Genomic DNA, 13,229 nt, shown 5'->3' on the forward strand with positions numbered 1-13,229 from the left:
GCGTTTGTGGCTTGCCCTGCCGTCAGCTCTCACCCTCACGCAAGGCCCGAATCTTCTCCGGTAGTCCTTCCCAGGCTGGCTTGTCCGGCGCGAATCGCATCCGCAGGTATTCCAGCAGCGTTTCCAGTTGCTGGTCGTTCATGCTGTCGCCGAAGCCGGGCATATAGCCCAGTTCGGCCATGGCCGGGTTGTCGATGCCGTGCAGCAGGATCTGGATGGCGTTGTCGGGGCTGTCGCTGTGCAGATTGGTGTTGAGCGCCAGCGAGGGACGGGCGCCGAACAGGGGCGGGCCTTCTCGCGCGTCGTGGCAGACGGCGCAGGCGCCCTGGAAGAGGTTTTCGCCTGCGAGTGACAATACCCGCTGGTCGTTGCGGCTTTGCTCTTCGAGGCGTGCGGCCTGCAGCGCGGGGCTGGCCTCGGTCGAGGGAGCGGGTGCCAGGGTGCCAAGGTAGTGGGCAATGGCGCGCACGTCCTGGTCGGGCAGTTCGGCCATGCTTTGCACCACGGGCGCCATGGGGCCCGATGCCACGCCGTGCAAGGAAGAGTAGCCTGTGCGCAGATAGCGGTACAGTTCGTCTTCGGTCCAGGGAATGGGCGCCTTGGACAGCGCGTTCAGCGCGGGAGCTTCCCAGCCTTCGGCGAAGCCGCCCGCCAGGAAATTTTGCTCGCCCGATTTCTCGGCCCCCAGGGCGTTGCGCGGAGAGTGGCACGCGGCGCAATGGCCCATGCCCTGCACCAGGTAGGCGCCGCGATTCCACAGCGTCGACTGGGAAGAGTCGGGCTGGTAGGTTTCGTTCTTGTGGAACAGCAGGTTCCAGCCGGCCAGCAGGGGGCGCGCACTGTAGGGGAAAGGCAATTGGGTCGGCTCGACCCGGTTCTTTACCGGTTCCTGCGTCATCAGATAGGCGTACAGCGACTGCATGTCGGCGTCGGAAATCTTTGCAAACGCTGTATACGGAAAGGCAGGGTACAGGTGGCGGCCGTCGCGGTGTATGCCTTCGCGCATGGCGCGCTCGAAAGCCGCGTATGACCACGCGCCTATGCCTGTTTCCTTGTCGGGCGTAATGTTGGTGGTGTAGATCTTTCCGAAAGGGGTTTCCAATGCCAGGCCGCCCGCATTGGGAACGCCGCCCTCGGCGGTGTGGCAGACCATGCAGTCGCCCCCGGCCGCGACGAGGCGGCCTCGTTCTATGGCCGCCGCCGAATAGATCGAGGTGTCGACATTTGCCACGGGCGCAATGGCCGGACGCCAGGGCATGGCGGCGACCAGCAGGCTGCCCGCGGCCGCGGCCATGCCGCCCAACAGGGCGTAGGCTGTCTTCTTGGCGCGGCCGCCGCTTTGGGCAAGCGCGAGCCGTTGCTTGAGCTCGCCCGAATCAAAGGGGGGCTGGCGCAGGCGTATGCCTGTGGCGTCGTGGATGGCGTTGGCGATGGCCGCCGCCGCGGGCAGTTCGGCGTCATGGCTCCAGGCCAGGCCGACGGGGCCCTGCTCTACAAGCTGCACCTGGGTCGCCGATTGGGCCAGGGGAAAATCAGTGTCGGCGGTGGCGCCCCAGCTGTCGTGGCCAGAGGCGTCCTGTAGCCAGCGCGCGGCCGCCCTGCGCACGTCTTCTTCGATGCGCGGCGCGCTGGGGGTTTGCAGGGCGCCGGCATTGTGCCCCACGGTCAGCCCGGTCAGGTCGATGGCGCCTGTGGCGGGGTCTACGCGGATGTCGGCCACCCAGGCGGACCAGACTTCGCGAGGGGGCTGCTGGGTTTGATCGATGACATGGGCATAGGCGAACCCCCGGCCTTCGTACGAGTTCTTGCCGCTTTTGCGCGGGCTGCTCCACTTGGCCCGCTCCGCCACCGAGGCGATAAGCTCGCGGCCCGTCGCGTTGTCGATGGCGTCGAGCCTGGCCTGGACGGGGTCGCGGCCCTGAAGGCCGCAGGCTTCGTCGAAGAAGGATTCTTGCGCAAACACCTGCGCGGCGGCGGGCAGGCCCAGCATGCCCGCATAGGGTTGGGAACTGCCCGGCTCTGCATGGCGCGCTTGCGGCGCATAGTCGGCGATGCGCACGATGTGCGCGGGCGGCTGGCCGGCTTCGTACCCGCACAGCATGGCCGCTATCGACGGGCGATGGCCCGCATGCAGGCTGGCCGAGACAAGGAGTTCGCCGGCAGGCGGCGCCGCATTGCCGCTGCCCGCCTGCCCTTGCGATGTGTCGCCTGCAGCCGGCCGCGCAGAGACTTCGATGCTTACGGGCTTGGTATTGAAAGTGTCGGGGTCTTGCTGCACACGCACGGGCCGCCCGCAGGAGCGCGAGAGCAGGGCGGCGTCGACCGCCACGTCGTAGCCTTCGCTGTCTGTCTGCCCATTGGCGATGAGGCGTACGCAGTCTTCGGCGAGCCCGCATAGCTGGGCCAGTTCGCGGCGCAGCGCTTCGCTATGGCGAGTATGGGTCCAGACGACGAGCGTGTCGCCGGAGCGATGAGCGATGGCCCATGCCGGGGCCTGCTGCCGCGGGGCGGGCCAGAAATAGGTGTGCGATATCCGCTCTTCGTTCGGGCCGTGCGGTGTGTTGTTGCTGCCGAGCCTGGCGTGGCTGGCCGCGGTGGCTTCGGGCGCCGGAAGCGGCATTGCCCAGCCGGGCTGCAGCCGGCTTCGTGCTTGTTGCGCCTGCCCCGGCTGCGAGGCGATGATGCCGATGAAATCCTGGCGTACGACAATGTCGACCACGCCCGGCGTGTTGCGGGCGGCATCGGTGTCGAGATGGCTGAGGCGCGCGCCCGTGTAGGCCGTGCCGTTCCAGGCCATGCCCGGCGGACGCTGCGTGACGGCGTGCAGCAGTTCGCTCGCGGCAGGAGGCGCGATGCTGGAGGAACCCGCACGAGAGGCCGCGCCCTGCACGGGCCCTTGCACCGGGAGCGTCATGGCTGGGCTTGCGCGGCCTGGACCGCCGAGGCCATGATTTCAACATGGGTGCCGCAGCGGCACAGGTTGAACTTGAGCTCGTTGCGGATCTGTTGCTCGGTAGGGTGCGGATTGCGATTGAGCAGGGCCTGGAGCGTCATGATCATGCCGTTGAGGCAGTAGCCGCACTGCGCGCCCTGCTGGTCGATGAAGGCCTGCTGGATGGGAGCGAGCCGCTCGGGGGTGCCCAATCCTTCGAGCGTGGTGACCTCGTGCCCCGCCACGCCCTTGACGGGTATGACACAGGACCGGGCCGCCACGCCGTCGACCAGCACCGTACAGGCGCCGCATTCGCCCAAGCCGCAGCCGAACTTGGGGCCGTTCAGCTGCAGGTCGTTGCGCAGGATATAAAGAAGAGGGGTGTCTGCCTCGACCTGCAGTTGGTGCGTTTGCCCGTTGACGACGAGGGTTTGTGTCTCTGTGCGGCGTTTCATGCTCTTGTTCAGGTGTGTGCGGGTGCGCTCACGAGCGGCTCGTTGAACACATCATAGCCGAAGCACCAGTCGGGGTTTTCATTGGTGCGCAGCCACGTATTGTTGTGCGAAACCAGCTGGACCTTGCTTGCGCGCTCGGCGCGGTTGGCCTTGTACAGGTCGAATACCGCCGAGTGGTCGCTGAAGCCCAGCTCTTGGAAGCATCGTAGCAGCATGGCGGCGTCTTCGATAGCCATGGCGGCGCCCTGGGCCATGTGGGGCTTCATGGGGTGGCAGGCATCGCCAAGCAGCACCAGGCGCCCGCGGCTCCACAGGGGCAGCGGCTCGCGCTCGAGCAGCGGCCAGCGCGTGACTTCTTCGGTACCCTCGATAAGCGCCTGCACGGAAGAGTGCCAGCCGTCGAAGGTGGCGCGCATTTCGTCCTTGGTGCAGGGCAACCAGCTCTTGCTCATGTCCCAGCTTTCTTCGGGCACGCCCGTGACGTAGTAGATTTCGTCGCGCTTGCTGGTAACGAAGTAGACCATCATGTGGCGATCGCCGGCCCACCACTTGCAGCACATGTCGAAGGGCAGGGCGCCGCTGTCGACGGGGGTGGGAAACACGGCGCGGTGCGCCACGTAGCCGCTGTAGATGGGCAGCTCCGCCCCAAGCAGGGAATCGCGGATCTTCGAGTTGATGCCGTCGGCGCCGATGACGATGTCGGCCGTTTCGGTCGTGCCGTCGGTAAAGGTCAGCAGCACGTCGTCGCCGCGGTCTTCGACTTTGTCGAGCTTCTTGTTGAACTCGAGTATGCCCGGCGGCAGGGCGTCGGTCATGAGCTTGTGGAAGTCGCCGCGGTGTACGGTCAGGTACGAGGCGCCATAGTGCGACAGGGCGTAATCGCCCAGGGGGATCTGGGCAAGGACGTCGCCGGTGATGCCGTCGCGGCTGTACCAGTAGTCGGGATGGGCGCCGGTGCGGTTCAGTTCGTCTTCGATGCCTATGCGGCGCATGATCTTCATGACGTTGGGGCCCAGGTGTATGCCCGCGCCCAGGCGCGAGAAGGCGGGCGCCTGTTCGTACACCTTGACGTTCAGGCCTGCCTTGGCCATAAGGGCGGCGCAAGCCGTGCCGCCGAGTCCGGCGCCGATGATGGCGAGTTTGGGGCTGCGATTCATGGTGTCTCTCCTGTTGGTGCGTTCTTTCTGGAACGTATAATTTAAGTGTATACGCTTTAATTTTTCAGGTAAAGAGATTTTTTCACCCGCAAGGAAGAGAGCTGTCCCTGCTGTCCCTATGGGAATGGTTTGCTAAAAATAGAGTTGATTCATAGTGGTTTACCCTTAGTATTGCCTAAGGGAAGCCGCGTGGAACTTTATTTTCACGCCTATTTGCAGTATGGTGAAAATTCAACGTATACGTTGTATTAAACCCTTAGCGACGCACCCCGCGCCGCCACCAGGCAATATAAGGTGTGCCCTATGTCGTTCGCTCATCCCCAAGAACAGCTTCAGGCTCTATTCGATCGCCCCGGCGCCTTGCTGGTAACGCGCGCGGCGGGCAAGGCTCCCAAGCCGCCTCCACGCCAGCCGGGCATCGCGTCCGACTACGTACAGCCCTACGACGACATCTTCATTGCCATGCTTGCCGAAGGCAGGGTGCAGGCCTTCAACGGCCACGTCGATCTCGGAACGGGTGTGCGCACTGCGTTGGCCCAGGTGGTGGCCGAAGAGCTCGACATCGATTTCGGCCTGGTCGACATGATTCTCGGCCATACCTCGGCCACGCCCAACCAGGGGCCCACGATCGCCAGCGCCACCCTGCAGATATCGGCCGTTCCGCTGCGCCAGGCAGCGGCCCAGGCCAGGCATCACCTGGTGGGCAAGGCCGCGGCGCAGTGGGGCGTCGAGGCGCAGGCCCTCTCCGTGGCCAACGGCGTCATCAGCGCGCCCGACGGGCGTTCGGCCACTTATTGGTCATTGCTCCAGGGCGAGCAGGTCAGGCTGGAGCACGACGCACAGGTTGCCACCAAGCCGGCTTCGCAATACACGACCATCGGCAAATCCATACCCCGGGTCGATATTCCCGCCAAGGCGACGGGCCAGCTGGTGTTCGTGCACGACGTCCGGGTTCCGGGCATGTGGCACGCTCGGGTGGTGCGGCCCCCCTATGTGGGCCGCGACAGCGGCGACTTCGTCGGCAACAGCCTCATTTCCATCGACGAATCCTCAGTGGCGCACATCGCGCCCGAGATACGCGTGGTGGCCATTGGTGACTTCGTTGCGGTGGCCGCCGAACGCGAAGAACACGCCATCAAGGCCGCCAAGGCGCTGAAGGTAGTCTGGAAGCAGCCTCCCGACCTTATCGATCTGTCCGACCTCGACACGGCCATACGCGCGCAGCCCTATCAAGAACGCGTGCTGCTCGAGCAAGAGCAGGTGGGTGCAGAAACCCCGGCTGGCGTATCGCTTGAATGCAGCTATCTCTGGCCTTACCAGATGCATGCTTCGGTGGGCCCCTCCTGTTCGGTTGCAGACTACCAAGAGGGACATGTGCGCGTATGGTCCGGAAGCCAGAACCCGCACATGCTGCGGGTAGAGCTGGGCCGGCTGCTTCAGCTGGACGAAGGCCAGATCGAAGTCATCCGCATGGAAGCCTCGGGCTGCTATGGCCGCAACTGCGCCGACGACGTCTGCGCTGACGCCGCGCTGGTGTCGCGCGCCATCGGCAGGCCGGTGCGAGTGCAGCTCACCCGTGAGCAAGAGCACGGCTGGGAACCCAAGGGCTCGGCCCAGCTTATCGATGTGGCGGGCGGCCTCGACACGCACGGCGAATTGCGCTCTTACGAGCTCACCACGCGCTATCCGTCCAACGATGCGCCCACGCTGGCGCTGCTGCTTACTGGCACCACCAGCGCCGAGCCGCGCATGCTCGAGATGGGCGACCGCACGGCAGTGCCGCCCTACAGCTATCCCAACATGCGTGTGGTGTGCCACGACATGGCCGCCATTGTGCGGTCGGCATGGCTAAGGGGGGTTTCGGCCCTGCCCAATTCTTACGCGCATGATTCCTTCATCGACGAACTGGCCGTCGCCGCCGGGCGCGATCCGGTTGAATTCCGCGCAAGCAACCTCAGCGATGAACGCGCCCGCGATGTCCTGCTCGAAACGGCACGCCACGCGGGCTGGCAGGCGGGCAGCCGTGGTTCGCGCGGCCGCCCCGATGCCGACGGCATGCTGCACGGGCGCGGCGTTGCCTATGCCCGGTATACGCACAGCCGCTTCCCGGGCTTCGGCGCTTCCTGGAACGCCTGGGTCGTCGACCTTTCCGTTCACGCGGCCACGGGGCGAGTGACTGTCACTCGCGTCGTCGTGGGCCAGGACACCGGCATGGTCGTCAACCCCGACGGCGTGCGGCACCAGATACAGGGCAACATCATCCAGATGCTCAGCCGCACGCTCAAAGAAGAGGTGGCCTTCAATGCGCGCGGCGTGGTCGACCTCGAGTGGGGGGCCTATCCCATCATTTCCTTTACCGACATCCCGCCCATCGAGGTGGTGCAGGTTCAGCGCCAGGATCAACCCCCCATGGGGGCGGGCGAGTCGTCTTCGGTGCCCGCGCCGGCCGCCATCGCCAATGCGCTCTTCGATGCAACGGGCCAGCGCTTTCGCTCGGCGCCGTTCACGCCCGACAAGATACTGCGGGCGCTTGAAGGCGCCGAAGCGATTGAAGCTCTGGCCTGAGCGGCGGTGATTTTGCAAGAATGGCAGCGGCGGCCGTGTTGCCGCCGCTGCCGTGTTTTTCGGGGTTGGTCAGGGCACCAGGGCAAGGCCCACGCGCACCTGACCGGGGCTTTTCTGGTTGTAGCCCAGCAGTGTTTCGCCATAGCCCCTGAAATACTGCACGTGCAGATAGCCGTTCATGTTCAGGAAGGTGCGGCGCAAGGGCCAAGCAGCTTCGAACTGCATGGCATTGCGGCCCTCGGTGCCCTGGCGGTACAGGCCCGTCAGGACCAGGCCGTCGTCCTGGGCCCAGCGCAGCTTCCAGTCGACGTGCCCCGCATAGTGGGCATAATCGTCATTGTCAGGCTTGGCGAAATAAGCCTTGACGCGCGGCGTGAACGCCAGGGTGCTGCCGCCGTCAAAGCGATATCTGAACTCGGGCTGTATGAATACATCATTGAGCGAGCGCGATTCTTCGCCGCTTTTGCCGTTGGACTTGTGTTCGACACCCGCGGCCAGGCCCAGGTAGAAGGGGCTGTGTTCTTCAGGGCTCCAGATGCGCTCGCGGTGCCAGAACAGGCTGGGGTTGTAGGTTACGTCGACGAAGGGCTTCGATTCGCCGTCCAGGTCCCACAGGGCAAGCTGGGTATAGCCCAGATAGATATGATTGAAGAAGCGTGGCCGGGTGGGGTCGTCGGGCGTGGCAAGCCGATACTTGAAGCTGAGCTGGAAGCGCGCGTTGGTGCCGCCTCTTTGCCCTACGCCGAAATAGATCGGTTCGTAGGTGGATATGGCGTTGCGGAATTTCTCGAACGCCGCGGCACTGGCGTCTGTGCCTGCGGCCGCCACCGTGGCGGTTGCCGGAGGAGGCGGACCCTGGCTGGCATCGGCCCCTGCCGCCGCCACGACATTGTCGGGCAGCGGCGGATCCTGAGTGGCGCCCGGAGCGGCCGCGCCGGCGTCCACCACGGGGGTCAAGGCGGGCGAACTTGCCACCTGGCTGTCCTGCAAGGGGCTGGTGTCCAGTGCCAGCAGCACCGGTTCACCCTCGATGTTCAGGGCCTGCAGGCCGTTGGCCTCGGTAGGCACGACCGCCTTCCATGAAAAGGCCGCAAAGTTGTTGACAGGCAATTCGACCGGCTGGGCCGAGGCTTCCAGGTAGGCCAGGCTTCTTATCGTTTTCCCTTGCTCGTTGCGCCATTGCAACACCAGGTTCTTGGGCGGCGTCCAGCTCAGGGCATCATCGGTATCGTTGAACAGCATGCCCTTGATGCGCACGGTTTCGCCGGCCGAGGCCTGGATGGTGTCGAGCTGATAGCTCATGCCCGCCGAGGCGCCGCCGGCATACAGGCCGCTTGCCAGCGCCAGGGTGACAAGGGGAATCGCCACGTCAAAGCGGGCGCGAGCGCCTGGATTGCGATGTCGAACCGCACCGGGCTGTTTTAGCAGGGGTTGTTTCATGGGATAAGGGCTATTCGGTATTTCCATTGCCGGAAACTTTAGCACTTGCCCCACGGGGTGTCGCTACCGCTTGTAAATGTTTTATCTTTCGCCCTGTTTCCCCTGTGTGGGTGCCCTAAAACAAGTGTTGTTTTTCAAGTTTTGCGCGAGCACGGTAAAATGCGGGCACTCTTCACATGCGTCAGTAGCTCAGCTGGATAGAGCACGGGCCTTCTAAGCCTGAGGTCGGGGGTTCGAGACCCTCCTGACGCGCCACTTTCAAGCGTTGACTGGCTCTACAGTGAGCTTTACACCTGCGGCGCGGGCTAGTTTTAGCACCGTGTCATAGCGAGGCTTGGCTCCGGGGGCGAGCGCCTTGTATAGGCTCTCACGGCCAAGGCCAGCGTCTTTAGCCATTTTGGTCATGCCGCGAGCCTTGGCCACGTCGGCAAGCGCCGCCAGGAACAGGGCGGGATCGTCCTCTTCCAGAGCGGCTGAGAGGTATTCAGCGATAGCATCTTCGCTGTCGAGGTACTCTGCTGCATCGAATGGTGCGATTTTGATGGTGCTCATAGTTGTTCCTCTTGAATTTTCTTCCACATGGCAATAGCGGTCTTGATGTCCTGCTTTTGGGTGGATTTATCTCCGCCATTGAGTAGAAGGTAGACCACGCGGCCCTCGCGTGCGTAGTAGAGCCGATAACCAGGGCCGAAGTGGATGCGCATTTCCCATACGCCATCACCGATCGACTTCACGTCACCGAAGTTTCCTTGGCTGGCTTGTCTGATTCGGACCACGATCTTGGCCCGGGCTTTTAGGTCTTTCAGACCGGCTAACCAGGCAGTGAATGTCTCGGTCCGGTTGATCGTGTTCATGAACAGAATTGTATCCAAGCGGATACTTCAATGCAACTGCTTTTCGCCCCGCGCTGGAGCGGGGCTATTGCTTAGACTTTCATCGGGTCATGCCCCTGAAGTGCTTCTTCTCTGTCGCCTACAATGGCGGCGCATGACAAGAAAGAGATCCACCCCGAAGAAACGCACATCCAGAGTCAGGAAGCCGGCAGGCCGCTTCAAGCGGTTCTTCCGGGCGCTTGTTGTTTCCGCCGTCACATCGTTCAGCGCGGCCAGCTGTGTGCTCAACCCGCAGTTGCGCGAGCAGGTTCCGCTCGAACCGATTCTGTCGCAGTTGGGCCTGCCCAGCCAGGAACAGACCGCGCCACTTGTGCCGGCCACCGGCCCGCGGGTCCAGACTAATTTCGCCCAATGCCGCCAGTTCTTCCCGGGCGGACAGCCGCCAGTCGTACCAGCCGGCCCGGCCCTGCGCGAGCTGTGCTTTTCGTCGTTCGCCATATTGCACAGCGGCCAGACCAAGACGCCGGTATTTGTCGCTGAGCGCCTAAACCGTCAGATGCTAATCCGGGGGCAGGGGATAGGGCGCGCCAACCGGTTCTACACAGAGGCGCGATTGCCGGCCGCCGAACGCGCCGAGCTGGATGACTATCGCGGCTCCGGCTACTCGCGCGGACACATGGCGCCCGCCGGCGATATGGATACGGCTGAGGCCATGGCGCAAAGCTTTAGCCTTGCCAACATGGTGCCGCAGGATCAGCGACAGAATGCGGGTCCGTGGAGCAAGATCGAGGCCGATACCCGCAAGTACATCATGCGGGCGAAGGGCGACGTGTACGTGTTTACCGGGCCGGTGTATGCGCAGCGGTCAGAGCAAATCGGGGCGGGGCGGGTGGCGGTGCCGAGCTATCTGTTCAAAGTTGTGTATGACACGACGAAGGGGCGGTCATGGGTGTACTGGCAGGCGAATAGTCCAGATGCCAAGGCTGGGTCGCCGATTAGCTACGCCGAATTTGTGAGGCGAACGGGGATGCAACTCTTGCCTTGAGGTCGAAGCAGGCAAAAGAGTCGTCGAAAGCCGATTTTCCAGCCCTAGGCCTCGTCCCGCGCCAACAAATAGTGCACCGAGAAAAAAAGCTGCTCGGCTGATCGACAATCATGGCTGTGCATTGCAGCCTGGCTGGGCCATGCCTCTTCTTCGCGTTCATGCGTCAGCCTGTGATGCGCATGAATCAGTCCGCGCAGGGGTGGGGCGAGTTGTTCGAGCATGCTGCACTCAGCATCGGAAAAATGCGGCGAGCCGGCGCGGCGGTAGAGGCTCAGGTAATAAGTTTGCCCGTTCTTTTCAAAGATCAGGCTGCACTTGGCGCCAAAGCCGAGATACCGGCGAAGAGGATCCGGCTGCGACGCCGCGCTGTTGTGCACCTCGGTGTGTGCCCCCTTGTCATTGCCGTATCGGGCAACCCGGTCGAAAAGCGGGTCGAGCTGAAAGTATTTTCTGCAATAAAGCCGTGAAAGACGGGCGGCCGCCTGGGGCGCCAGCAGGGTTCCGGTATTGAATATCGGTTCGAAGCCGCTGGATTCGTCCAGTGCGAACAGAGCAAGCTGATCGACATCCGCATACTTGCGCACTAATTCCAGCAGGGCCGTTGCAAAAGCAGGTTCGCCCAGCACGGCGGCCAGGTGACCCATTGACGTGACTTCCAGCGCGGAATCTGCGCCGTCCATCGAATGTCGTGCCGTAATGCCTTGAACGAAAATTGACATGGCGTGCTGGGTTGACTTATTAGGGTTTGCGCGAAGTTCAGGAATCTTGACCAGATACTTAATATATTATCTAATTATCTAACATATTAACCATCATGAGAAGAGGGTGAGATGAGACAAACTTGGCGCGCGCTCTGCGCATCTACCGCCACCGTTGTGCTTGCGGCGTTTGCCGCGGGCGCCCAGGCGGAAACCGTGAATGTGGGCGTTACCGTGCCCACCACCGGCCCGGCTGCCATTCTGGGAATCGGGGCTCGTAATGCTATTAGCCTTTTCCCGAAGCAGGTTGCAGGCTTCGACGTCAATTTCAAGGTGCTTGACGATGCCAGCGACACCACTACATCCGTCAAGAACGCCAATCAGTATCTCAGCGAGGGGGTCGACTTGATCGTGGGTTCATCCACGTCGCCGCAATCGCTGGCCATCATCGAGGCCATCGCTGGGCGGGAAACCCCCCTGATTGCCTTGGGCGCCTCGTCGCGACTGGTCCTGCCGATGGACGACAAAAGAAAATGGGTGTTCAAGACGGCGGCCAACGATTCGCTGATGGCGCAGGCCATTATCGAACACATGGCTGCCCACAACGTGAAGACGCTGGGGTTCATCGGGTTTGCCGACGCATATGGCGACAGCTGGCTCAATGAAATCACGCCGCTTGCCAAGAAGCACGGCATTGACCTGCGCGTGACCGAACGCTTCCATTCCAAGGACAACAGCGTTACCGGCCAGGTGCTGCGCGTTATCGCCGCCGACGTCGATGCCGTCCTGGTGGCGGGCTCGGGAACACCCGCCGCGCTGCCCCATGCCACCCTGACAGAGCGGGGCTACAAAGGCCTGGTCTACCAGACCCACGGCGCGGCCAACGAAGACTTCCTGCGTGTGGGCGGCAAGGCCTTGAACGGCGGCTTCCTGCCGGTCGGCCCCAATCTTGTCTGGGAACAACTGCCCGACGACTATCCCACCAAGGCGGCGAGCGCAAAGTTCGTGCCGATGTACGAGGCCAAGTTCGGCGAGAAATCGCGTTCGAACTTCGCGGCGCAGGCTTACGACGTGCTGCTGCTTCTCGAGCGCGCCTTGCCCGAGGCGGCAAAAGTGGCCAAGCCGGGCACCAAAGAGTTTCGTATCGCGTTGCGCGATGCTCTTGAAAAGACAAGCGACTTGCGTGCCAACGCGGGGGTTTTCAACATGACGCCTGAAGACCACTCGGGCCTGGATGCCCGTGCCCGTGTCATGGTCAAGATCCAGGACGGTGAATGGGTGCTGGATAAGGCCGCTAAGTAAACCGCTGGGGCCCGGCGCTTAGGCGCCGGCTTTCTCGGCATCTCGTTTTGAGCGGATGCGAGCCTGCTTTCGAGGTTCGCTTTCCTCAACCGGGCCGGGTAGCGAAATAAGTTGGTCCAATAGGGCGTAGGCGTTCAACAGGCCGTCTCGCCCTAATTGCTTTTCAAGAGTGCCGTATTGCACCTCGATAGAGCGGCTGATGTGGTCGACGAGGTCGCGGCTTTGGTCGGTAAGGCCGACAAATACTTTGCGCTGGTCGATTGCAAGCCGGTGGCGCACGATGAGGCCGTTGCGTTCCATGCGATCGAGCACGCCGCTAAGGCTGGGGGCCAAAATGCACGATTCCACGGCGATGCGGCCGGTTTCCATTTCTCCCCATTCGTTCAATACCCGGATCACGCGCCATTGCTGTTCGGTCAGGCCATGTTCTTTGAGGCTTTTGCGGAAATAGCGCATGACGGATTCTCGCGCCCGCAGCAGAAGCATGGGTAGATTGCGGTGCTGAAACTTGTTGCTCATGGGTTCCGGCGAGAACGAGGCTGAAGGCGGTGTGGAAGCTGGCATAGCTGCCGATTATACTGGGCGAAATACTTAGTATATTTTCTAATTGATTAATGTATTAAGTTGTCAGAAGCGGCAAGGGCTTCTGAAAAGAACATGGATTTCATGAAAAATAATATTAAAACAATGGATTAAGAAGGTTTTTCTTATCGCCAACCAATATGAAAGCCAATGCCTTGTACCCTGTTGAGGGTATGGAAATCTTGCCGCTGGCCGATATACTTTTTATATGCGGCACTGA

At 62.5% G+C, this 13,229-nt stretch carries 11 protein-coding genes and 1 tRNA gene; 4 read left to right on the top strand and 8 right to left on the bottom strand.

Annotated features, from left to right (window positions below):
• Positions 1-22: 22 nt before the first annotated feature.
• The 3 genes from C7440_RS11820 to C7440_RS11830 are packed head-to-tail and all read right to left on the bottom strand — an operon-like array spanning position 23 to position 4,544.
• Positions 23-2,914 (bottom strand): c-type cytochrome, encoded by a 2,892-nt coding sequence (locus tag C7440_RS11820; protein WP_116518667.1) that lies wholly within the window; start codon positions 2,912-2,914, stop codon positions 23-25.
• The gene (locus C7440_RS11825; RefSeq protein WP_116518668.1) at positions 2,911-3,387 is read right to left on the bottom strand and encodes a (2Fe-2S)-binding protein; all 477 of its coding nucleotides are present in this window, start codon (positions 3,385-3,387) and stop codon (positions 2,911-2,913) included. Before C7440_RS11825 ends, C7440_RS11820 begins: the two co-directional genes overlap by 4 nt.
• Positions 3,388-3,395: 8 nt before the next feature.
• Positions 3,396-4,544 (bottom strand): FAD-dependent monooxygenase, encoded by a 1,149-nt coding sequence (locus tag C7440_RS11830; RefSeq protein ID WP_116518669.1) that lies wholly within the window; start codon positions 4,542-4,544, stop codon positions 3,396-3,398.
• Between the two features lie 303 nt (positions 4,545-4,847).
• Between C7440_RS11830 and C7440_RS11835 the strand changes: the two genes are divergently transcribed.
• Positions 4,848-7,109, top strand: a complete 2,262-nt coding sequence (locus tag C7440_RS11835) for a xanthine dehydrogenase family protein molybdopterin-binding subunit (protein ID WP_116518670.1) — start codon at positions 4,848-4,850, stop codon at positions 7,107-7,109.
• A gap of 69 nt (positions 7,110-7,178) precedes the next feature.
• On the opposite strand, the gene C7440_RS11840 is transcribed toward C7440_RS11835, so the two are convergent.
• Complete coding sequence (locus C7440_RS11840; RefSeq protein ID WP_257215360.1) at positions 7,179-8,549, bottom strand: phospholipase A; 1,371 nt, start codon at positions 8,547-8,549, stop codon at positions 7,179-7,181.
• A 178-nt stretch (positions 8,550-8,727) separates the two neighbouring features.
• Here C7440_RS11840 and C7440_RS11845 point away from each other — a divergent pair.
• Positions 8,728-8,804, top strand: a tRNA-Arg gene (locus tag C7440_RS11845).
• 3 nt (positions 8,805-8,807) lie between these two features.
• Here C7440_RS11845 and C7440_RS11850 read toward each other — a convergent pair.
• Together C7440_RS11850 and C7440_RS11855 are read right to left on the bottom strand one after the other, a co-directional pair.
• Complete coding sequence (locus C7440_RS11850; protein ID WP_116518672.1) at positions 8,808-9,101, bottom strand: addiction module antidote protein; 294 nt, start codon at positions 9,099-9,101, stop codon at positions 8,808-8,810.
• Positions 9,098-9,403 (bottom strand): type II toxin-antitoxin system RelE/ParE family toxin, encoded by a 306-nt coding sequence (locus tag C7440_RS11855; RefSeq protein ID WP_116518882.1) that lies wholly within the window; start codon positions 9,401-9,403, stop codon positions 9,098-9,100. Before C7440_RS11855 ends, C7440_RS11850 begins: the two co-directional genes overlap by 4 nt.
• 133 nt (positions 9,404-9,536) lie before the next feature.
• Between C7440_RS11855 and C7440_RS11860 the strand changes: the two genes are divergently transcribed.
• Positions 9,537-10,427, top strand: a complete 891-nt coding sequence (locus C7440_RS11860) for a DNA/RNA non-specific endonuclease (protein WP_116518673.1) — start codon at positions 9,537-9,539, stop codon at positions 10,425-10,427.
• A 44-nt stretch (positions 10,428-10,471) separates the two neighbouring features.
• Here the strand turns inward: C7440_RS11860 and C7440_RS11865 are convergent, their stop codons facing one another.
• Complete coding sequence (locus C7440_RS11865; RefSeq protein ID WP_133244288.1) at positions 10,472-11,146, bottom strand: hypothetical protein; 675 nt, start codon at positions 11,144-11,146, stop codon at positions 10,472-10,474.
• A 111-nt stretch (positions 11,147-11,257) separates the two neighbouring features.
• Between C7440_RS11865 and C7440_RS11870 the strand changes: the two genes are divergently transcribed.
• A complete protein-coding gene (locus C7440_RS11870; RefSeq protein WP_017522865.1) occupies positions 11,258-12,427 on the top strand; it encodes an ABC transporter substrate-binding protein in 1,170 nt (389 codons plus the stop codon).
• 18 nt (positions 12,428-12,445) lie between these two features.
• On the opposite strand, the gene hpaR is transcribed toward C7440_RS11870, so the two are convergent.
• Complete coding sequence (hpaR, locus tag C7440_RS11875; RefSeq protein ID WP_017522866.1) at positions 12,446-12,946, bottom strand: homoprotocatechuate degradation operon regulator HpaR; 501 nt, start codon at positions 12,944-12,946, stop codon at positions 12,446-12,448.
• Positions 12,947-13,229: the final 283 nt, after the last annotated feature.

It is taken from the genome of Pusillimonas noertemannii (assembly GCF_003096595.1).
Lineage (GTDB): Bacteria > Pseudomonadota > Gammaproteobacteria > Burkholderiales > Burkholderiaceae_B > Pusillimonas > Pusillimonas noertemannii.

What these genes read in the sequence shown, in the direction of transcription:
- C7440_RS11820 (WP_116518667.1), bottom strand. Translation starts at nt 2,914, where the DNA reads ATGACGCTCCCGGTGCAAGGGCCCGTGCAGGGCGCGGCCTCTCGTGCG.
- C7440_RS11825 (WP_116518668.1), bottom strand. Translation starts at nt 3,387, where the DNA reads ATGAAACGCCGCACAGAGACACAAACCCTCGTCGTCAACGGGCAAACG.
- C7440_RS11830 (WP_116518669.1), bottom strand. Translation starts at nt 4,544, where the DNA reads ATGAATCGCAGCCCCAAACTCGCCATCATCGGCGCCGGACTCGGCGGC.
- C7440_RS11835 (WP_116518670.1), top strand. Translation starts at nt 4,848, where the DNA reads ATGTCGTTCGCTCATCCCCAAGAACAGCTTCAGGCTCTATTCGATCGC.
- C7440_RS11840 (WP_257215360.1), bottom strand. Translation starts at nt 8,549, where the DNA reads ATGAAACAACCCCTGCTAAAACAGCCCGGTGCGGTTCGACATCGCAAT.
- C7440_RS11850 (WP_116518672.1), bottom strand. Translation starts at nt 9,101, where the DNA reads ATGAGCACCATCAAAATCGCACCATTCGATGCAGCAGAGTACCTCGAC.
- C7440_RS11855 (WP_116518882.1), bottom strand. Translation starts at nt 9,403, where the DNA reads ATGAACACGATCAACCGGACCGAGACATTCACTGCCTGGTTAGCCGGT.
- C7440_RS11860 (WP_116518673.1), top strand. Translation starts at nt 9,537, where the DNA reads ATGACAAGAAAGAGATCCACCCCGAAGAAACGCACATCCAGAGTCAGG.
- C7440_RS11865 (WP_133244288.1), bottom strand. Translation starts at nt 11,146, where the DNA reads ATGTCAATTTTCGTTCAAGGCATTACGGCACGACATTCGATGGACGGC.
- C7440_RS11870 (WP_017522865.1), top strand. Translation starts at nt 11,258, where the DNA reads ATGAGACAAACTTGGCGCGCGCTCTGCGCATCTACCGCCACCGTTGTG.
- hpaR (WP_017522866.1), bottom strand. Translation starts at nt 12,946, where the DNA reads ATGAGCAACAAGTTTCAGCACCGCAATCTACCCATGCTTCTGCTGCGG.